At 35.7% G+C, this 20,895-nt stretch carries 15 protein-coding genes; 13 read left to right on the forward strand and 2 right to left on the reverse strand.

From position 1 onward, the window contains the following. Positions 1-45 precede the first annotated feature (45 nt). Genes EVJ48_05215 through phoU form a run of 3 tightly spaced genes read left to right on the forward strand, consistent with a single transcriptional unit; the run spans position 46 to position 2,513 of the window. Complete coding sequence (locus EVJ48_05215) at positions 46-957, forward strand: ABC transporter permease subunit (GenBank protein RZV39115.1); 912 nt, start codon at positions 46-48, stop codon at positions 955-957. Between the two features lie 42 nt (positions 958-999). Continuing rightward, positions 1,000-1,806 (forward strand): phosphate ABC transporter ATP-binding protein, encoded by an 807-nt coding sequence (gene pstB, locus EVJ48_05220; GenBank protein ID RZV39116.1) that lies wholly within the window; start codon positions 1,000-1,002, stop codon positions 1,804-1,806. 26 nt (positions 1,807-1,832) lie between these two features. Then, a complete protein-coding gene (gene phoU, locus EVJ48_05225) occupies positions 1,833-2,513 on the forward strand; it encodes a phosphate signaling complex protein PhoU (GenBank protein ID RZV39117.1) in 681 nt (226 codons plus the stop codon). Here the strand turns inward: phoU and EVJ48_05230 are convergent. After that, the gene (locus EVJ48_05230; GenBank protein RZV39118.1) at positions 2,510-3,961 is read right to left on the reverse strand and encodes a TolC family protein; all 1,452 of its coding nucleotides are present in this window, start codon (positions 3,959-3,961) and stop codon (positions 2,510-2,512) included. The genes phoU and EVJ48_05230 overlap by 4 nt on opposite strands. A gap of 154 nt (positions 3,962-4,115) precedes the next feature. On the opposite strand from EVJ48_05230, the gene EVJ48_05235 reads away from it, so the two are divergent. Both EVJ48_05235 and EVJ48_05240 read left to right on the forward strand, forming a co-directional pair. Next, the gene (locus tag EVJ48_05235) at positions 4,116-5,231 is read left to right on the forward strand and encodes an efflux RND transporter periplasmic adaptor subunit (protein RZV39119.1); all 1,116 of its coding nucleotides are present in this window, start codon (positions 4,116-4,118) and stop codon (positions 5,229-5,231) included. A 27-nt stretch (positions 5,232-5,258) separates the two neighbouring features. Beyond that, entirely contained in the window at positions 5,259-8,330 is a 3,072-nt protein-coding gene (locus EVJ48_05240) for a multidrug efflux protein (GenBank protein RZV39120.1), read from the forward strand. 283 nt (positions 8,331-8,613) lie between these two features. Here EVJ48_05240 and EVJ48_05245 read toward each other — a convergent pair whose 3' ends face one another. Continuing rightward, entirely contained in the window at positions 8,614-9,585 is a 972-nt protein-coding gene (locus EVJ48_05245) for an ABC transporter permease (protein RZV39121.1), read from the reverse strand. 95 nt (positions 9,586-9,680) lie between these two features. On the opposite strand from EVJ48_05245, the gene EVJ48_05250 reads away from it, so the two are divergent. The 8 genes from EVJ48_05250 (at position 9,681) to glmU (ending at position 20,820) form a co-directional block, all read left to right on the forward strand. Continuing rightward, positions 9,681-10,517: an ABC transporter permease gene (locus EVJ48_05250; GenBank protein RZV39122.1), complete on the forward strand. Its 837-nt coding sequence runs from the start codon at positions 9,681-9,683 to the stop codon at positions 10,515-10,517. A gap of 169 nt (positions 10,518-10,686) precedes the next feature. Next, the gene (locus EVJ48_05255) at positions 10,687-11,100 is read left to right on the forward strand and encodes a hypothetical protein (GenBank protein ID RZV39123.1); all 414 of its coding nucleotides are present in this window, start codon (positions 10,687-10,689) and stop codon (positions 11,098-11,100) included. Positions 11,101-11,102: 2 nt separating this feature from the next. Beyond that, positions 11,103-11,999: a diaminopimelate epimerase gene (locus EVJ48_05260; GenBank protein ID RZV39171.1), complete on the forward strand. Its 897-nt coding sequence runs from the start codon at positions 11,103-11,105 to the stop codon at positions 11,997-11,999. A 2-nt stretch (positions 12,000-12,001) separates the two neighbouring features. Further along, positions 12,002-14,038, forward strand: coding sequence for a lytic transglycosylase domain-containing protein (locus EVJ48_05265; protein ID RZV39124.1), 2,037 nt, complete (start codon positions 12,002-12,004; stop codon positions 14,036-14,038). A 9-nt stretch (positions 14,039-14,047) separates the two neighbouring features. Continuing rightward, on the forward strand, positions 14,048-16,099 hold the full coding sequence (gene ligA, locus EVJ48_05270) for an NAD-dependent DNA ligase LigA (protein ID RZV39125.1): 2,052 nt from the start codon (positions 14,048-14,050) through the stop codon (positions 16,097-16,099). A gap of 63 nt (positions 16,100-16,162) precedes the next feature. Then, positions 16,163-17,569 carry a hypothetical protein gene (locus tag EVJ48_05275; protein RZV39126.1) on the forward strand — a complete coding sequence of 469 codons (1,407 nt, stop codon included), beginning with the start codon at positions 16,163-16,165 and terminating at the stop codon, positions 17,567-17,569. Continuing rightward, positions 17,566-19,215, forward strand: coding sequence for an AarF/ABC1/UbiB kinase family protein (locus EVJ48_05280; GenBank protein RZV39127.1), 1,650 nt, complete (start codon positions 17,566-17,568; stop codon positions 19,213-19,215). Before EVJ48_05275 ends, EVJ48_05280 begins: the two co-directional genes overlap by 4 nt. Before the next feature lie 90 nt (positions 19,216-19,305). Next, positions 19,306-20,820 (forward strand): UDP-N-acetylglucosamine diphosphorylase/glucosamine-1-phosphate N-acetyltransferase, encoded by a 1,515-nt coding sequence (glmU, locus tag EVJ48_05285; GenBank protein ID RZV39128.1) that lies wholly within the window; start codon positions 19,306-19,308, stop codon positions 20,818-20,820. The last annotated feature ends 75 nt before the right edge of the window (positions 20,821-20,895 follow it).

Here is a 20,895-nt window from a genome sequence, read left to right on the forward strand (position 1 = left end):
CGCTTACATATTATATCAATAAATAATTTAATTAATTATCCTATAATGGAACAACAATTACATGACCCGGTTTTTCCGATAGATAAAGGTTATCTTAAAAGAAAAAAAATATATAATAATATTGCATTTCTTTTTGCGACGGCAGCATTTATAATCGGAGCTTTTCCGGTTTTTCATATTATTTATAAAGCTATCGCCATAGGATATAAATATCTTAACTGGAATTTTATATCTACTTTGCCTACGGGTTTTCCTATCGGCGCAGAGGGCGGTATATTAAACGCCATTATAGGCGACGTATATCTTGTAGTAATAGCTTCTATTTTTGCAATTCCCATAGGAGTCGGGGCAGGTTTATATTTATCTCTTTTTGGAAAAAAAAGAACAAACTTTTTTTTAAGGCTTTTGAATGAACTTATGATAGGAATACCCTCTATAGTATGGGGTATCGTGGGATTTTATATATTTTCCACTAATGCCGGTTTTGGTTTTCATTTTGGATTTTCGGCTCTTGCAGGAGGATTTACGCTTGGTTTTATAATGACGCCTATTATAGTGCTTCTTACAGAACAGGCGATTAATCAGATTCCTGCAAGTTACATAGAAGGCGCTCTTGCTCTTGGGGCAACTAAATTTCAGGCTACAAAATCGGTCATACTGAAGGCGGCTCTTGGCGGCATATTTATAGGAATACTGCTCGGAGTTATGAATATAATCGGACAGACGGCGCCGCTTTTATTTACAAATTATTATAATACAGGTCTGCCTACCGGAGTTACGGGCTCTGGAGGAGCGGTAGGAGACATGGCTATGCTGATATTTATATATATTCATGAACCTTCAAGAATACTGCATTATAAAGCAGAAGCGGCTTCGGTAGTTTTATTGATGTTTATATTTTTATTAGATATAGGATTGAGGCTGATAAACTATTTAGTTAAAAAATTTATTCTATAAATTATATATATTATAAAAACAAAAAAAAGGAATAATAATTTTATGCCAAATGATAAAAATGACTTAAAGCCGATAAATTCTGTTGACGGCGATAAAGACAATATAATAGTAAACGTAAAGGATTTAAATTTTTATTATGGTAATTATCATCTTCTAAAATCTATAAATCTTTATTTTAAAAAAAATTCCGTATGCACGCTTTTAGGCCCTTCGGGTTGCGGCAAATCTACTTTTTTAAGGACGCTCAACAGGATGAATGATTATACGGAGGGCGCCAGACTTACAGGCGAAGTTTTGATAGGCGGAAAAAATATATATGATAAATCGGTTGACGTTGTGGAATTGAGACGAAATATAGGTATGGTATTTCAAAACCCTAACCCGTTTCCTAAATCTATATTTGAAAACGTCGCTTTCGGATTAAAAATTCACGGCATAAAAAATAAGGATTTTATTGTAGAAAGGGTAGAAAAGTGCCTTAAATATGCAGGTCTTTACGATGAAGTCAAAGATAAACTTAATAAATCTGCTTTATCTCTTTCGGGAGGGCAGCAGCAGAGATTATGCATTGCAAGGGCGATAGCAACCAATCCCTCAATATTATTAATGGATGAACCGACGGCATACCTTGACCCTGTTTCAACCAGTATTATACTTGATTTAATTAATTCATTTAAGAAATATTATACCATAATAGTCGTCAGTCACAACGTTCAACAGTCCGGCAGAATTTCAGATTACAGCGGGTTTTTTTTAGACGGAGAGCTTATTGAATTCGACGAATCGGGGAATTTCTTTACCAGACCTAAAGACAAAAGAACGGAAAACTTTATAACAAGCAGATATTAAAAATAAATATAAAAAGAGGGGTTGCAGTGAATATTTTAGATAATGAGTTGATGAAATTGAAACACAGTGTCGTTGAGATGGGAGAAATAGTTGTAAGTCAGTTAAGTAGCGCAACTAAATTTTTATTTGAAAGAGATAAAAACCTTGCGGAACAAACTATTAAAAACGATTTAAAAGTTAATTCGCTTGAAGTGGGCATTAACGAAAGTTGTATAAAACTGCTTGCTCTATACCAGCCTGAGGCGGCGGACTTAATGTTTATAACAACCACCATGAAAATAATAACCGATCTTGAAAGAATGGGAGATTTATGCGCTTCGATATGCCAAATTGGGTTAAAACTTACGGACGGACCCTCATTTTCGGAACAATTTAAATGCGTTTATTCATATTTTGAAGATGTTGCGGGAAGGGACGACGAGATGCTTAAAATGGCCATAAAGATGTTTTCGGACGGCGTTAAAGAAAATTTAGGGCTTAAAGACGTCATTATAAAAGACGAAAACGTTATAGACTTACTTTCGCATAAGATAGTCGTGGATATAATAAATAATTCGATAAAAAATTTAAATACTTTGGAAAATAATATAACCTATATCTTTATAGCGCGCAAGTATGAAAGGTTTGCAGACCATGCCCAAAAAATTATGGAACTTTTACTTTACATGGACCTTGGCAAAGATTTAAGGAATTTGCCGGAGTATTAATCTTTTAATCCCATGCCGAGAGCATTGTAAACGTTTATAACATCTTCTTTAACCAATAAATTTTGATTGATGAGGTTGTACTCTGAATTAAGTAAATTTTCTTTATAGGTAAGATAAGTTATTTTAGAAGAAATTCCCGTTTTATACTGCACTTTATAAATATTGAAAAGTTTTAGGGCATAATGGTAATTTTTTTCATAACTTTTCAATGTTTGCATATCTTTCTGAAAATCTGCAAGGTCGCTGTCGGTTTCGCTGAATGCGTTTATTATGGTATTTCTGTAGTTCAATACTGCCTGCTGATATTGCAGTTTAGACCTTTTATATATGCTTATATTTGTTTTATAGTTAAATATCGGCGCAAGAATGTCTAATCCGAAATTCCAAACGCTGTTTGCATCGGTAATAAAATTATTTAAACTTGGGCTTGCGTATCCGTAATTTCCTGTAAGATTAAATACCGGAAAAAAATTGGCGAGGCTTTCTTTTTTGGCATAAGCATATGCAAGAACGTTATATTCCGCTTCTTTAACATCCGGTCTTTGCGTTAAAATTTCCGACGGAATATTCGGCGGTATTAACTTAAAATAACGGTTGTCGTTAAAATTTAAAACGTTTTTTATGTTTGTCTTAACTGACAACTTAAAATTTTCCGGAAATTTTCCAAGATAATATGCAAGCGTATTTTGCGTAATATCTTTTTGCTTTATAGAGTCGTTAAGTTCGGTTCTTAAAATTTCAAGGTTTGTTTTTGTATTTACTATAGGCTCTGCATTTATAAGGCCGTCTTTATACTGCACTTCATAAAGTTTTAAAATCTCTTTTTCCGCTTTATATTCTTTTTTTAAGTTAACAATGGATTCCTTTAAAGCCTGTATTTGAAAATAGGCCTGTGCAACGTTGCTTATAAGGGTTAGTTTTACTACGTCGGCGTCTTCCTTAGATACGGAAACGTTAGCTTTTGCCTGTTTAACGGCATTATTTACCTGGTTCCAGACATCTAATTCATATGAAGTGCTTAAACCTGCCTGATTTAGATTATAGATAATAGTCGGGCTAGAACCTGAAGAAGATCCTCCGGAAAATATGGAAGTTTCATAGCCCATTTTATTTCTTGTAGCTTCATAGCTAAAATTGACGGTTGGGAACAGATTGGATTCATTTTGCGAAACATATGTTTTTGCTACCTGTATATTTTTTATAGCTATTATATAATTTAAATTGTTTTTTAACGCCTTTGATACTAAATTGTCAAGTTCATTGCTTTTAAAATTTTTCCACCAGTCGTTTTTTATTTTAAAATTTACGTTATTTAACGCATATTTAAATTTCTTGGGAATTTTAACCGTAATTTTTTTTGGATGCGTAAACAAGCTGCATCCGCTGAGAACAAACATAGACCCGAAAGCCGTTAAAAAAAATAATAGTAAAGTTTTTTTAATTTTCATAATTTTTTATAGTTTAAGTTTATTTTTTTTTATGTAGTTTTTTATTGACTGAATTTTAAATTTATTATATTCTAATTATACTGACTATAAAGTCATATTGTCAATTAAAAAATTTTATAATTTAATAATCTATTTTAAAATTAAAGGTATTGATATGATTAAGCGTTTCATAATAGTTTTGCTTGTTCTTATAGTTATTTTCGGAGGAATATTCGTATACAAAGCATATAAAGATTACAAAATTGAACAATTTATGAAAACAAGAAAATATCCGCCGGTTTCGGTGTCGGTAGCCGTTTCTAAAATAGGAGACTGGCAGCCTTATATACATACTATAGGCAACGTATCCGCTATAAATTCGGTTAACGTAACGACGCAGGTTGCAGGGCAGGTCAACGGCATATATTTTAAGTCGGGAGAATTTGTTCGCAAAAATCAGGTTTTGGTTACTCTCGACGATTCACTTCAGGTTGCTCAGTTAAGACAATATAAATCACAGTTTATAGCCGATAAATTTAACTATGAGCAGTACAAAAAAGCTTATGCTCAAAATGCCGTTTCTAAAGCATCGTATATATCTATGCTCTCTACATTAAGGCAGAACGAAGCGCAAATCGCACAGTCGGAAGTAACCATAGCCGATATGACTATAAGGGCGCCTTTTTCCGGAATAGTGGGGATTAGAAATTCAAGTTCTGTAAATCTCGGTCAGTACATAAAACCAGGGGCAAATATAATACCTCTTTATTCTATCAACCCGATTTATATAGATTTTACGATGCCGCAAAACGATTTGCATAGTTTAAAGGTAAATCAAAAAGTTAAGATTAAGTTAGATTCATATAATAAAATCTTTTACGGCAGAATAAAAACTATAAGCATAGACGTAAATACCGTTTCCCGCAATATTACCGCAAGAGTTGTCGTAAACAATAAGGGAATGTATTTAAGGCCGGGAATGTTCGTGACCGGAAGAGTTTTTCTGCCCATTATACATAACGTCGTAACGGTTCCGGCGACTGCGGTAACTTATAATCCATACGGCGATTTCGTTTATGTAGTCGTTAAGAGAAAAGGCGTAAATATCGTAAAAACGGATTATGTTAAGGCTGGAGAAGAAAGAAACGGAGTCGTAGTTATACTTAAAGGCTTAAAAGCCGGAGAAAAAGTCGTTACGGCAGGGCAGGTAAAACTGAAAAACGGCATACCCGTAGTTATAAAAAACGAAGCCGAAGTTAATAAAAAAACAAAAACAAAATTAAAAAAATAGCAAAATACATAGATAAAAGGTAATTAAATGAACGAAATAAATCCGCAAAAAAAGAAAGGTTTTACAGACATATTTATTCAGCGACCGGTTTTTGCAATAGTCATAAGCCTCGTTATATTTATACTTGGAGCGAGATCTCTTTCCGAATTGACGTTAAGGGAGTATCCGAAAGTAAAAGATACCCTTATTACCGTTCAGACGGCATATCCCGGCGCAAGCGCGCAGGTAGTGCAGGGGTTTATTACAATGCCTTTGGAGAGAGCTATTGCTTCTTCTGAAGGTATAGATTATATGACTTCGACTAGCACCGAAGGCGTAAGCACTATCCAGGTTTTTATGAAATTAAACTTTAGCCCTAATGCCGCTCTTGCCGAGGTGCTTTCACAGGTTAATTCCGTACTAAATCAGCTGCCCAAGCAGTCGCAACTTCCCGTTATTACAAAGACTAGTGTTACCAATCTTGCTTATTTATATCTGGCATTTACCTCTAATACGCTGTCAAGTTCTCAGATTACGGATTATTTAACCAGGGCGGTCCAGCCTAAAATTCAGGCGGTAAGCGGAGTCGGCCAGGTTCAGATTAACGGCAATAAACAGTTCGGCATGAGGATATGGCTCAACCCAAAAAAAATGGCGGAATTTAACGTTACGCCGACGGAAGTATCAAGCGCCCTTGAAAATAATAATTATATAGCTTCTAACGGTTACACAAAAGGAAATTACATTCAAGTTAATATTTCGGCAGACACTATGCTTAAAACCGTTAAACAGTTTAGAAATTTAGTCGTTGCCGACGACGACGGCACTTTGATAAGGGTTAAAGATATAGGAACGGTAGAAATGGGAGCCGTAAGCAATGACGCCGGAAACATAATGAACGGTAAAAGAGCCGTTGTTATGGGTATTTTTACTACCCCTACCGCAAATCCGTTGACCGTAGTAAAAAAACTTACAGGTATGATTCCTTCGTTAAGAAAACAGCTGCCTGCTCATATGAAACTTAGGATTGCGTTTAACAGAACTATTTTTATAAGCAGTTCTATTAACGAAGTTATTAAAACGGTCGTAGAAACCCTTATAATAGTTATAATAGTTATATTTTTATTTCTCGGTTCTGCAAGAAGCGTTGTTATTCCGGTAATAGCTATACCCTTATCGATTATAGGCGACCTGTTCATAATGTATTATCTTAATTATTCTATCAATCTCTTAACGCTTCTCGCATTTGTCCTTGCTATAGGCTTGGTCGTGGACGATGCTATTATAGTAGTCGAAAACGTCAGTCGTCATATCGAAGAAGGTAAAAAACCTTTCGACGCGGCTATTATTGCGGCAAAAGAGCTCGGCGTGCCTATTATTGCTATGTCTATCACTTTAGTGGCAGTTTTTCTCCCGATAGGTTTTATGGGCGGTCTTACAGGAGCATTATTTACCGAATTTGCCTTTACTCTTGCCGGAGCGGTGCTTATTTCCGGAATTTTAGCCCTAACTCTTTCTCCTATGATGACGTCTAAATTTTTAAAAGAGGGGATGGGTAAAAAAGGGCTTACCCATTTTCTCGACGTAACTTTTGAAAAAATAAAAAATATATATTTAAAAATACTTCACGGCGTTCTTGATTACAAACCGGTGGTAGCGCTGGTTATAATAGTCGTTTTAACCGCCGCATATTTTTTGTTTGTTACCACAAAAAGCGAACTTGCCCCCACGGAAGATCAAGGCGTCATTTTCGTACAAGGTACGGCGTCGCCCACTTCGACTTATAAAAATTTAAAACATTACGCAAAACAGATAGGGCATATTTATGATTCTTTTCCTCAGATGAACAGGTATTTTATGGCATTGGGAGCTTCAGGCAATAATACCTTAATATCGGGTATGATTCTTAAACCGTGGAGTCAGAGAAAATTAACCCAGATGCAGCTTACCCCTATGGTACAGGAAAAACTAAATTCTATAACGGGTTTACAACTTGCGGCGTTTGCGCTTCCGAGCCTTCCGGGTTCGCAGGGTCTTCCAGTTATGTTTGTTATAACATCTACGGATAATTATCTTGAAATGAGAAGCGTTGCTATTAAGCTCGAACAAAAAGCCATGAAGAGCGGGCTGTTTTTGTATATGGACAAAGACCTAAAGTACGATGAACCGCAGATAAAAATTATCATAAATAGAAATAAGGCGCAGAGTATGGGTATTAATATGGCTACGATAGGCGATACGCTTTCTACTATGTTGAGCGAAAAATATGTAAACTGGTTTGAAATGGACGGTTACAGCTATAAGGTTATACCTCAGGTAATCCAAAAATACAGGTTTGACCAAAATTTGTTAAAAAATTATTACATTAAGGCTTCAAACGGCAATATGGTACCGCTTTCCAGTTTTGTAAGCTTTAAAACCGTTACTGTACCGGAATCGTTAAACCAGTTCGATCAGCTCAATTCCGTCACTATTTCTGCTATACCCAAACCGGGAGTTACTATAGGACAGGCGTTAAGTTTCCTTGAAAAAGCGTCAAAAAAGATTTTCCCTAAAGGTTTTTCGTATAATTTTGCCGGTCAGTCTCGTCAGTTCGTTCAGCAAGGTTCTGCTATGATCGTAACTTTTTTCTTTTCCCTGATTATTATTTATCTTGTTCTTGCCGCTCTGTTCGACAGTTTTGTGGACCCGGTTATTATATTGATAAGCGTTCCCATGTCTATTACCGGAGCGTTAATATTTTTAAGTTTAGGTTTTGCGACTATTAATATTTATACGGAAGTAGGACTTGTTACTCTTATAGGTCTCGTAAGTAAACACGGCATTCTTATTACAAAGTTTGCAAACGATTTGCAGAAAGAAGGCATGGATAAACGAACCGCAATAGAGCAGGCGGCATCTATAAGGTTAAGGCCTATACTGATGACTACTTTTGCTATGGTTTTCGGCGTCATACCGTTGCTTCTCGCTTCCGGGGCAGGCGCTGTCAGCAGGTTTGATATAGGTTTGGTTATAGCCGCAGGACTCGGCATAGGTACGTTTTTAACTATATTTATAGTACCGACCGTATATATGTTCTTCGGTAAAGATTTGCATAAAAACAAAGAAAATGCCGACTAATTAGCCGGCTTATTTATTTGCGAAGTCTTAAGAAAAAGGTGTCAGATTAATTTTACGCATACGGATAAACGGATAAAGGTGTCACGGATAAAGATAAGGATAAAGGTGTCAGATTTATTTATTCTTTTACTCCTGACTGCGTTTGCGGGTTTTTAGCTGCGTAACAATAGTGCTATCGAAAAAGGTGTCAGATTAATTTTCCGCAAATATCTTTTTATATAAATTGAATATTTCGTCTGCGGAAAATAAAATCTGACACCTTTTTCTCAAAATCTGACTTTTTCTATTTTCGAAGTCTTGGATCGACGAGAGCATAAGCGATGTCGGCCAAAAGGTTGCCGATAAGAGTAAGTACCGCGCCTATTACGAGTATTCCCATTATAGTCGGATAGTCTCGCGCAAGGACGCTCTGATAGAAAAGCCTGCCCATTCCGTTTATATCGAAAATAGTTTCTATGATAACGCTTCCTCCTATAAGTCCCGGAACGCTTAACCCTAGTATTGTTATAAAAGGAATAAGGGCGTTTTTCATGGCATGCTTGTATATTACCGTCCGTTCTTTAAGCCCTTTAGCTCTTGCAGTCAGAATATAATCCTGCCTGTAAACTTCAAGCATATTGCCCTTCAAATATCTGGAAAGTCCGGCAATACCTCCGAACCCGGCGACGAATACGGGCATGACGAGATGCTTTGCTATATTTGCGATTTTGCCCCACCAGGGAAGAAAATTATAACCGGCAGAGGTTATACCTCCTATAGGCAGTATGTGCAAATCTATTCCGAAAAAAATAATTAAAAGAAGAGCGACCCAGAAAGACGGCGCCGCAAAACCGATAAAAACCAATACCGTGGTAATTTTATCGAAGATGGAATCGTGCTTAACCGCCGACATAACCCCCAGAGGAATAGAAAATAGGAATATAAAAAACATAGCAAGAGAGTTTATAATAATAGTTATGCCTATAGTTCTTTTTATTTCGGTAATGACCGGTTCATGGTTTGCGGTAAAAGAAACCCCGAAATTAAGCGTGACTATCCGTTTAAGCCATTCGTAATACTGGGTTAAAAGAGGTTTGTTTAAACCGTAAAGTTTTGAGAGCATCTCCCTCGAAGCAGCCGAAACCTTCGGATTTAAACCCAACTGTTCGGTAAGGGGGTTGCCCGGCGCAAGGTGTATAACGAAAAATGATATTAAAGTGATTCCTATTAAAATAGGTATCATAAAAAAAATTCGTTTTATAATATATATTCCCATGACGTGAGCGTTGCCCTAAAAAAAATTTTATTTTTATAAAGCTATATTATATATTATAATATTCGATAATTAAAATTAAAAATTTGATTTAAATCATGAACGAAATAATAAACGCTTTTAAAAAAAATAAACTCGCCTTATACTCTTTGATTTTTATTTTGCTTATTATTCTGGCAGCCGTATTTGCGCCTTATATATCTCCGTACAATCCGGATAAAATAAACGTAAACGCAATACTTCAGCCGCCGAGTTTTGCGCATATCCTTGGAACCGATCAGCTTGGACGCGACGTTTTTTCAAGACTCATTTACGGTTCTAGAATTTCCGTAGAAGTAGGTTTTATATCGGTTTCCATATCTCTTTTTATAGGGATAATTATAGGCGCTTTTGCTGGGTATTATGCCGGTTTGACGGACGGTTTTCTAATGAGATTCGTCGATATCATGCTGACCTTCCCGTCTTTTTTTCTTATTCTTGCGGTAAGCGCGATTTTAAGACCCTCTATCATAAACATTATGATTATAATAGGCTTAACTTCATGGATGGGCGTCGCCAGAATAATCAGGGCAGAATTTATGCAAAACAGGGAAAAAGACTATGTCCTATCGGCTAAAGCGGCGGGAGCTTCAGACCTCTATATTATGTTTATCGAAATTTTACCGAACGTCGTCGCTCCTATTTTAGTTTCGGCAACGCTTGGAATAGCCGGAGCAATCTTAATACAGGCGTCTTTAGCTTTTCTCGGGATTGGTATTATGCCGCCTACGCCTAGTTGGGGAGGAATGCTTTCGCGAGGGAAAACCTATATAATGGTAGCATGGTGGCTGACGCTGTTTCCGGGTATTGCAATTTTACTTACCGTCCTAAGTTTTAATTTAGTCGGTGAAGCAGTCAGAAATGCCCTCGACCCCAGATATTCGACTGAGAAATAGTACTGTGAGGGAATTCAATTCTGTCGCCGTAACAAATTGGAAGGACGGAATTCGCAGGAAAAGGTGTCAGATTTTATTTTTGACACCTTTTCCTTTAAAAAAAAGCTCAAAAATGCTAATATAATCTATGTATATTTATTATTAATTAAATTTTAAAGAGGTCTTTACAATGAACGCTTACAAGCAACTTAAGGTAATTATTTTATTTTTATCCGTTATTTTTATTTCAGGTTTAATGCTAACGGGTTGCGCGACTACGCGCGATATTACGGGCAAACCCATATCGACTTCCAATGTAGATAAAATAATAAACGGAACGACGACAAAATCGCAGATAATTTCCATGTTCGGACCGCCTTATTCTATAAAGAAAAATCCTTTTAAACCCGGCGTGGTTACTTATAAATACAGATTCAGATATAAAAAATACGTTCATTTAGGAAATGAAATTCTTACTACTTCGACGAGAAAATTTAAAGAAAAATTATATATAGTTATTAAAAACGGAATAGTTATAAGCCATAGTTTTACGACTACGGGAAACACATCGCTAAGGAGGATTTTAAAAAAAGAAAAACAATGAAAATAAAATTTACGAAACTTCATGGAGCCGGCAACGACTATCTTTATATAGACGGCATTAACGATATTCCTGCCTGTGTTGTCGGTAATACGTATAGTAATAATTTCTATAACGAACTCTCGGAGAAAATCAGCGATAGGCATTTTGGAGTTGGTTCAGACGGCATTATAATAATTTTGCCTCCTTCGTCAAATGAAGAGTTTGGGGTTAAGCCGGATTTTAGAATGAGGATGTTTAATGCAGACGGTTCTGAAGGAGAAATGTGCGGCAACGGAATAAGATGCTTTGCAAAATATGTTTACGATAAGCATCTTACGGATAAAAAGATTATAAATATCGAAACTCTTGCGGGAGTTAAAACGGTGGAAGTTTTTTTGGCGGAAGGAACGGGCACGGTAAAAGAAGCAAAGGTTTTTATGGGTATTCCAGAGTTTGAGGCAAGTAAAATTCCGGCAATTTTTCAAAAAACGGAAATCATCAACGAAAAAATAAACGTAAAGAATAAGAACTTTACCGTATCCTGCGTTTCAATGGGTAATCCGCATTGCGTTACTTTCGTAGATGACGTAAAAAATTTTGATGTTCATTATTACGGACATATTATAGAAAACGATACTATGTTTCCTAATCGGGTCAATATAGAGTTTGTTCAACTGCTCGACGACGGAAACGTGATAGTAAGAACATGGGAAAGAGGCTCAGGCGAAACTCTGGCGTGCGGTACAGGCGCATGCGCAGTTTATTCGGTCATAAAAAAAACCGGCAAAATAGACTTGGGCGAAAAGGAGCTTAAGGTTAATTTATACGGCGGAACGCTTAAAATATCGGGAGATATAAATAAAGGCATATATATGGTCGGTCCAGCCGAAGAAGTTTTTAGCGGTTATTTTAATTTTTAATTATGAAAAAAGCGAGTTTATTAGCTTATATATTGTTTGCCGTCGTCCTGCTTAACTGTTGTTTTTCAGATTATGCTTTTTCTTTTGTCGATTATTTAAGTAAAAATTCAAAACCTTATCTCAATTACAATAACGAAGGCGTTTTTAAAAAAGCTTTTAACAGTTTTGTTTCCGGCAGATATAAAACTGCTGCTGGAGAATTTTGGCTTTATTTGCACAGGGGAGGTAAAACGCTCGGTAATTTTGCGCTTTATTATCAGGGGTTGTCTTTTATCAATCTTAAAGAATACGGAAAAGCGGATTATGTTCTAATGAAACTATCAATTTCTTATCCTAATTTCGTTTTTTATAAAAACACTATTTTTTATTTGGCTATATCTGAAGAAAAAACGGGAAACTATGTTTCAGAAATATCCCATTTTAAATATATTATTGCACGTTCAAAAAAATCGTCCGTACGTTCTTTTGCAATGTACGATGTATATAAAGCATATGCGAAGCTGAAAGATTATAAGCTTGCGGATAAATATTTAAAGCGGCTTTATATAGATTACCCTTACTTTTGCAAAATTCATCATATAAAAATAAAAAATGCTTTTTTAAATTTATCCGAAAAAATTAAACGTGGAGAAGATTTATATTATGATTCCTATTATACAGAATCTATTGCCATACTAAAGACGGTCGCTTTAAAAGACAAAAAAGCAAAATTAATCATTTTGAAAGATTTGATGAATATTAAAAGTTCTTTGTTTTTAGATAAAGTTGATAAATGTTTAAAATACGAAAAAAATAAATCATGCTATGAATATTACGGAGTAAAAAATTTAAAAATACTAGATTTGAAAGCCCGTTATTATTACATTAGCGGGCAAACTCAAAAAACGTTTTTAATTTTAAACTCTATATCGGAGAAATATGGATTTCTTAACCGAAGGCTTAAAAATATTTACGGGAATATTTTGTGGAGTCGCATTTTAAACGATCTGAAATCAGGGGAATTATTGAGCGCGGCAAAAAGGCTTAAGTCTTTTTTTATTATAGACGATTCCGTAAACCAAAACACGGCAAGATTTCTATTCTGGTACGGCATTATACTTGAAAAATTAGGCTATAAAAAAAGAGCCCTTTTTTATTTTAATTTGATAAGAGCTTCGAGGATTTTAAGGTATTCTTATTACGGTATTATGTCGGACATATTTGTCAGCAGAATAACCGGCGCCGCAGATTACTCTTCGGAAGTCTTGAACAATGGCGATATCCGCAGTTATAGCATTGTATCTTTGAAATATGCATCCGAATTTAAAAAAGCAATAAATAATAATTATGCCTTAAATTTAAGATTTAAGAGATTAAAAGCGCTTTTGAATCTAAATATTTATTCTCTTTCTTATATAGAACTGCGGAAAATAGCGTTAATGAATGATAATAATAAAAATTTCGACGTTTTTTTGATATATTTACTTTATAAAAAAGGATATTACGGGTCGGCCATTAACATTGCTTTCACTTTAATTTTTAAAAATGACGATTATAGGCAATTGCTCTTAAATAAAAAATTTTTAGAAATTCTTTATCCAAAGCCTTATTACGGCTATGTAGAAAAATACTCTTCAAAGTACGGTATCCCGGTAGATTTAATATACGGCATAATGAGGCAGGAAAGCCTTTATAATCCCATATGTTATTCCGGCGCAAACGCAATAGGTCTTATGCAGATTATTCCGTCCACCGGTTACTATATAGCAAGCCATACCGGCTGCTATAATTTTAATCCTTCCATGCTATACAGCAAGCATATAAATATAAGTTTCGGCTCATATTATTTGAAGACCCTTCTCGATCAGTTTAACGGAAAAAAATATCTTGCCATAGCTTCTTATAATGCAGGACCGGGAGCCGTTTCATACTGGAAAAACAATCTTTTAAAAAATGATGCAATGCCTCTTTTTATAGAACTTATACCGTTTAATCAAACAAGGACTTACGTTAAAAGAGTTTTGGCAAATTATTATGTTTATAATTTTCTTTATAATTAACCAACATATATGAAGAAAAGTTCCGATTTTGACGATACAGCAAGTAAAATTACGGAAGAAAAAGCAAAGCAAAGAATAGCAGAGCTTACCGATGCCTTGAACTATCACAATTACAGGTATTATATGCTTGAAGATCCCGTTATTTCCGACTTTGAATTCGACAAACTTATGCGCGAATTATCGGATCTTGAGCGAAAATATCCTCAATTCGTAAGGCAGGATTCACCCTCCAAGAGAGTCGGCGGCGCGGTTAGCGAAAAATTCAGCCAGGTTAAGCATAACGTCCCTATGCTATCCTTGGATAATGCTTATTCGCGTGAAGAAGTTTTAGAATTCGACGCAAAAGTAAAAAGATTCCTTGGATATGAGGCGGCAGAAAATATAGATTATGAATGCGAACTCAAATTTGACGGACTTGCCGTTGAAATTGTTTATAAAAACGGCTTTTTCGTTCAAGGTTCTACCAGAGGCGACGGCGTTATCGGAGAAGACGTAACAGCAAACTTAAGAACTATAAATACGATACCGTTAAAACTTTTAAAAGATATAGAATATATAGAGGTGCGCGGAGAAGTTTTGATGGATAAAAAATCTTTCAAAAGCCTTAACGAAGAAAGATTAAAAGAAGGTTTAAGCCTGTTTGCGAATCCAAGAAACGCCGCTTCGGGCAGTATAAGGCAGTTAGACCCAGATATAACAAAGAAACGAAATCTTATAATGTTTGCTTACGGGGTCGGCGATTATTCCATAAAAGACGTGTCCGATTTTAATACGCAGTTCGAGATGATGAATTTTTTAAAAACCGCAGGCATTAACATAAATAAAAAAATAAAATTGGTAAAAGGTATATCGGGAGCGGTAAATTTTTTTGACGATATAGCAGAAATAAGAGAATCTCTGCCTTTTGAAATTGACGGCATAGTTATAAAAGTAAACGATATCGGACTTCAAAAAAAACTTGGCGAAATATCTAAAAGCCCAAGGTGGGCTATCGCCTATAAATTCTTGGCTAAGCAGGAAACATCGGACATAATCGATATAGAAGTTTCTGTTGGAAGGACGGGTATTTTAACTCCGGTCGCTATTTTAAAACCGGTTAATATCGGCGGAGTAGTAGTCAAGAGGGCTACGCTTCATAATCAGGATGAAATAGACAAGAAAAATATAAATATAGGCGATAAAGTTCTTGTAGAAAGGTCTGGAGACGTTATTCCCGAGGTGGTTAAAGTAATATCGAAAGGCAGACATAACGGAGCGTTTAAACTGCCTGAGTCTTGTCCATGTTGCGGTTCTTCGGTCGTTATAGACGGCGCAGCCCACAGATGCATGAATGAACTTGCATGCCCATGCCAGATTAAGGGGGCTATCGTTCATTTTGCATCGAAAAGAGCTATGGACATAGAAGGACTCGGCGAAAAAATAGTCGATAAGTTAGTGGAAAAAGGTTTAATAAAAAATGTCGCAGATATTTATTATTTAAAGCGCGGAGATTTAAGCGGGCTTGAAGGTTTTGGGGAAAAGTCGGAAGAAAATCTTTTTAATTCTATTGAAAAATCTAAAAATATATCATATGATAGATTTGTTTATGCGCTCGGCATAAGACACGTCGGAGAGCATATAGCCGATTTATTAGTCAGGTATTTCGGCGATATAGAAGGTATAAAAAAAGCGGATACAGAAGAGCTGTCTTCCAAGTATGGAATAGGAGAAGAAATAGGCAGGTCTATTTATAATTTTTTTAGATTGGATTCTAACGTCGAGGTCATAAAAAGACTTTTCAATGCGGGCGTTTCTCCTTATAAAGCAAAAGTTCAAAGCAGAAACGAAAACGGTGCCGTTTACGGAAAAAGTTTTATTTTTACCGGAACTCTTAAAGATTTTACTAGAGGAGAAGCTGAAAATATAGTAAAGGCGGCGGGAGGCATCATAGAAAAGACGATTAAAAAGAAGTTGGATTACGTGGTCGCCGGTTCCGATCCTGGTTCGAAGTACGATAAAGCCGTAAAACTTAATCTTAATATAATAAACGAGGATGAATTTAAAAAAATACTTAATAAATAAAATAACTTAGCAAAATATTTGAATCGAGCAAATAAATTTAAACTTTTAATAACGGGTGTATTTATGTCAAAGTTAAAGTATTATGTTTTAGCGATGTTTTTTTTATGTTTAACCGTTTTTATCAATACGTCTTCGGCGCATGCATTTCTTACTCCCAGACTGACAAGGAACATACCGGTAGGCAATATGCCTTACGGAGTTTCTTTTTCTTCTAACGGAAATTATGCCCTCGTGACCAATGCCGACGACGATACGGTATCCGTAGTGAGTATGGCCACTAAAGGGGTCGTAGCTGCAATAAAGGTCGGAGTCCATCCGACAGGGGTCGCTATTGCCCCTTCGCTGACTTTTGCTTATGTTTCAAATACGGCTTCCGGCAACGTAAGCCTTTTAAATATGTCGACATTAACTAAAGCTTTAAATATCCATACCGGAGGAACGCCCTTAAATATAGTTTTTACGCATGACTCCAGATACGCGTTCGTAACGAATATACACGATAACGACGTAGACGTTATAAATACCGTTCAAAATGCCGTTATCAAGAGAATAAGAGTCGGAAAAGAACCTCAGGGAATCGCAATTTCTCCGAACGGAAAGATAATAATAGTAACTAATGCCGGCGGTTCGTCTATTTCGATAATAAACGTATCTACATTTTCGGTTGTAAGAAATATACATACCGGATTGAATCCTACTTCCGTTGCTTTTTCTCCGTCGGGGGCACCGGTAAAATATTTTTATGTGGCATCTGGCAAGAAAAATAAAATTTACGTATATAACGAAAAGAATTTTGCGCTGGTCAAAAAAATTAAGACATTGTCCGATCCTTCATCCGTAGCTTTAACTCCAGACGGAATGATGCTATTTGTAGTAAATTATCAAAATATGGCAGTTACTATATATAATGCCGTTCATTTTAATCATATCAAAACTATTAATATGCCTTCCGGGCCTATAAATGTATCTGTCGCTCCGGACGGCAGCGCAGCTTTGGTAACGGTAACCCGTGCGGCAAGCGCGGCTTTTATAAGGATAAAGAAGACGAATACCGTTTACGCTAAGATAGCCCCGCCTTCTCCCGTGACTGTAAGTACTCCCGTTTCAGGAGTTCCCGGTCAAACGCCTACAGAAGCTGCGGCTGCTATAACGGCCCCTGCTCCTGCTCCGGTTTATACGACGCCTCCGTCAAATTACGTTCCTAAGCCTTTTGGGAAACTTGCTACGGTTTATACAGGCAAAGGGCCGACTGCGGAAGCTATTACTCCGGACGGAAGATATCTTTACGTTATAAATACTCAGGCATCTACATTAAGTATAATAAATATTGCAAAAGATGAAGTCGTTAAAACCATTAAAGTAGGAAATTATCCGTCCGCCGTCAGAATCTCGCCGGAAGGGCATTACTGTTTCGTCGTTAATTCTGGTTCTAATACCGTAACTATAATCTCTACGGGAAATTACTATTGATTAAAAGAAATCTTTATATATTTTTTAAAGCTTTACCGTTTATCTTATTTATACTATTTACTCAAAAAAGGTTTGTTATTTTTGGAGGCAGGCGGACTTTAAGTCAAAAATACCACTTAAAGTCCGCGAAATGGCTGACACGCATAATTGCTTCATTAGGTCCTACCTTTATTAAACTGGCTCAGGTTATATCCACGAGAGCCGACTTTTTACCTTCTGCTTATTTAGAAGCCTTATCGACCTTGCAAGATGAAGTTCCGCCCGTTTCGTTTATTAAAATTAAACCTATAATTGAAAAAGATTTCGGAAAAAATATTGACGAAATATTTGAAAAATTTAACGAGAAACCTCTCGCGGCGGCATCCGTAGCGCAGGTTTATTCCGCTGTTTATAATGGTAAAGACGTTATAGTAAAAGTAATAAGACCTGATATAGAAAAAAATGTTTCGATAGATATAAAAACCTTAAGGAGCGTTTTAAATCTGTTGAAAATTTTTTTTCCGCAGAATAAATCTATTCATTCTATCTCGACGGTTTTAAGGGAGTTTAGCGTTACTATTTACGAAGAAATGGATTTAAAACATGAAGCAAAAAATATAAAAGAATTTAAGAAGATAGAAAAAGAATTAGGTTTTATCATAATACCAAAAACATATTCCGAATTAACTTCAAAAAATGTTTTGGTTATGGATTTTCATATAGGCACTAAAATAACCAACTTTAAGAAAATTAGGGAATTCGGTCTCGAACCTAAATCAATAATAGATAAACTTATAGAATTTTATATTTATCAGGCATTAGTGTCTGGAATAGTTCATGCCGACCCGCATCCAGGCAATATTCTGGTTAATGAAGAAGGCAAAATAGTTATGCTGGACTTTGGACTCGTCATTCATATGACGGAAGATACTAAGGAAAATCTTATTAAAGCCGTCCTTGCCGGAGTCAGGGAAGATATTCCCGGAATAATCGATGCATATTATGCGCTCGGTATTATAAACAAAGAAGTTTCGCGCCAGCTTTTAGAAAGTATGGCGGCTAAACTATACAAAGTTTTAAGCCAAAAAGATATTTCCGGCAAAAAGATACAAGTTATAATAACCGAAATAATGAAGAGTTTTTATGCTTTTCCATTTGAACTTCCGCAAAACCTAGTGTATATCTTTAAAACGGCGGCTCTGCTTGAAGGCATAGGGACTGCCTATAATCCTTCTTACAACTTAGTAAAGGATATTATTCCGGTAGCCAAAAGATATATAAAACAAACCGAACTCGGAAAAACTTTTTCCCCGATATCTTTTATTAAAAACGGATTTAACCAGATTAAAGAATTTTTTAACGACACAAGAAGGCTTATGCATGCCGCCTATTCCGAAAATTTCAGGGTTAAAATACATCCTACCAATATATCGGCTCTCGAGAATTTTTTAATACATGTAATAAAAAGATTGATTGCCGCAGTTACCGGAGGATTTATAGGAATAATTTCCGCGCTTATATTTATCGAATATAAAAATATTTATCTGCTTATAGCCGGTTTAATAGTTTCTGCCTTTATAGTATTCTTGTCGATAGCATTTCCTATAAAAACGACTTACGGTTATTCGACCCTCCTCGACGTATTCAGGCATGGAAACGACGAATAAATTATTTAAAGTCGTGTGTGTTATTAATCATTTTAAAAATATTTTATGCAGGTTTTTTAAATAATTTTATATAATATTAGAATTAGAAATATGATAAATGAAAATCAAGTTAAAAATTTAGGAGTTATTATTTTAGCGGGGGGCTTGGGGACAAGGATGAAATCCGAAAATCCTAAGGCGCTTTCCGGTTTGCTTGAAAATCCGCTAATATTTTATGCTATAAAATCGTTAATAGACGCCGGTGAAAAATTTAATAGCGAATCTTTCGACGAATATAGCGAAAACTTTGGCGGCATAAAAGCTAAAATAGATAGAATAATAACCGTGATAGGACATAAAGGAGATTTGGTAAGGCAATATATAGAAAATGAAGCAAGATTCAAAGCGAAAAATATTTTGTTCGAATTTGCCGTTCAAGAGCAATATCTAGGAACCGGAGATGCAGTCAAAAAAGGGCTGGAAGTTTTTAAGGACGATGAAAAAGAAACGGACGTAATTATTTTGCCTTGCGATATGCCGTTAATAACCGACGAAACTTTTGCAGAAACAGTAAAATTTCATATATCTAATAATGCCGACTTAACGGTTATGTCGGTCGATGTCAAAAATCCATATTCATACGGTAGAATTTTGAGGGATAAAAATGGTCGTGTGGAAAAAATAATAGAAGAGAAAGAATTATGCGATTATCCTAAAAAAACCGCTCTTATAAAAGAAATTAATTCGGGAGTTTACATCGTAAAACTAAATCTTTTAAAGCAGTTTATTAACGAAATTAAACCTAATAACAGAAAAAAAGAGTTTTATTTTACCGATATAGTCGATATATTTTATGGTGCAGGATTAAAAACTTTATGTTTTAAAGCGGGCGACGAGGAAGAATGCGCAGGCGTTAACTCTAAATACGATCTTCTTAATGCGCAAAAGATAATGCAGAAAAGACTTATTAAAAATCTTATCGAAAAAGGCGTCGATTTTATATCCGACGAAAATATTTATATAGGTTATAACGTTGAAATAGGCGAGGCATCGATTGTTTATCCTGACGTTTTTATTTCCGGAAAGACTAATATAATGAAAAATGTGGTTTTAGAAAAAGGATGCGTAATAAAAAATTCTCATATCATGGATAATGCTACTATAAAGAGCTACAGCGTTATAGAAAATGCGGTCATAATGAATAATGCGCAAATAGGCCCTTTTGCAAGAATAAGACCGGAAACAAAAATATCAGAAGGCGCAAAAATAGGCAATTTCGTAGAGATTAAAAAATCTTCTATAGGCAGAAACTCCAAAGCGTCCCATCTTAGCTACATTGGAGATTCCGTTATAGGCGAAAACGTTAATATAGGCGCAGGCGTCATAACATGCAATTACGACGGAGAAAAAAAGCATATTACGGAGATTGAAGACGGATGTTTTATAGGCTCGGATTCTCAGCTTGTCGCGCCTGTCAAGGTCGGTAAAAATTCATACGTCGGTTCGGGAACTACAGTAACTAAAAGCGTTCCCGAAGGCGCGCTTGCAATTTCCAGAGCGCCTCAAAAAAATATCGAAGGCTGGGTTTTGAGAAAACAAGCTGGAAAAAAGACTGAAAAAGACTGAAAATTTTAAAAATAAAACTTTAAAACTTGAACAATATTTCTTTAATTTAAAAAATAAAAAAAGGGAGACTTAAGG

The organism is Candidatus Acidulodesulfobacterium acidiphilum (genome assembly GCA_008534395.1).
GTDB lineage: Bacteria > SZUA-79 > SZUA-79 > Acidulodesulfobacterales > Acidulodesulfobacteraceae > Acidulodesulfobacterium_A > Acidulodesulfobacterium_A acidiphilum.

Bases quoted from the DNA above. Each gene is read 5' to 3' on its own strand.
- EVJ48_05255 (RZV39123.1), top strand. From the start codon at position 10,687: ATGAACGCTTACAAGCAACTTAAGGTAATTATTTTATTTTTATCCGTT.
- EVJ48_05250 (RZV39122.1), top strand. From the start codon at position 9,681: ATGAACGAAATAATAAACGCTTTTAAAAAAAATAAACTCGCCTTATAC.
- pstB (RZV39116.1), top strand. From the start codon at position 1,000: ATGCCAAATGATAAAAATGACTTAAAGCCGATAAATTCTGTTGACGGC.
- EVJ48_05240 (RZV39120.1), top strand. From the start codon at position 5,259: ATGAACGAAATAAATCCGCAAAAAAAGAAAGGTTTTACAGACATATTT.
- EVJ48_05275 (RZV39126.1), top strand. From the start codon at position 16,163: ATGTCAAAGTTAAAGTATTATGTTTTAGCGATGTTTTTTTTATGTTTA.
- EVJ48_05215 (RZV39115.1), top strand. From the start codon at position 46: ATGGAACAACAATTACATGACCCGGTTTTTCCGATAGATAAAGGTTAT.
- EVJ48_05230 (RZV39118.1), bottom strand. From the start codon at position 3,961: ATGAAAATTAAAAAAACTTTACTATTATTTTTTTTAACGGCTTTCGGG.
- EVJ48_05235 (RZV39119.1), top strand. From the start codon at position 4,116: ATGATTAAGCGTTTCATAATAGTTTTGCTTGTTCTTATAGTTATTTTC.
- EVJ48_05265 (RZV39124.1), top strand. From the start codon at position 12,002: ATGAAAAAAGCGAGTTTATTAGCTTATATATTGTTTGCCGTCGTCCTG.
- glmU (RZV39128.1), top strand. From the start codon at position 19,306: ATGATAAATGAAAATCAAGTTAAAAATTTAGGAGTTATTATTTTAGCG.
- EVJ48_05245 (RZV39121.1), bottom strand. From the start codon at position 9,585: ATGGGAATATATATTATAAAACGAATTTTTTTTATGATACCTATTTTA.
- ligA (RZV39125.1), top strand. From the start codon at position 14,048: ATGAAGAAAAGTTCCGATTTTGACGATACAGCAAGTAAAATTACGGAA.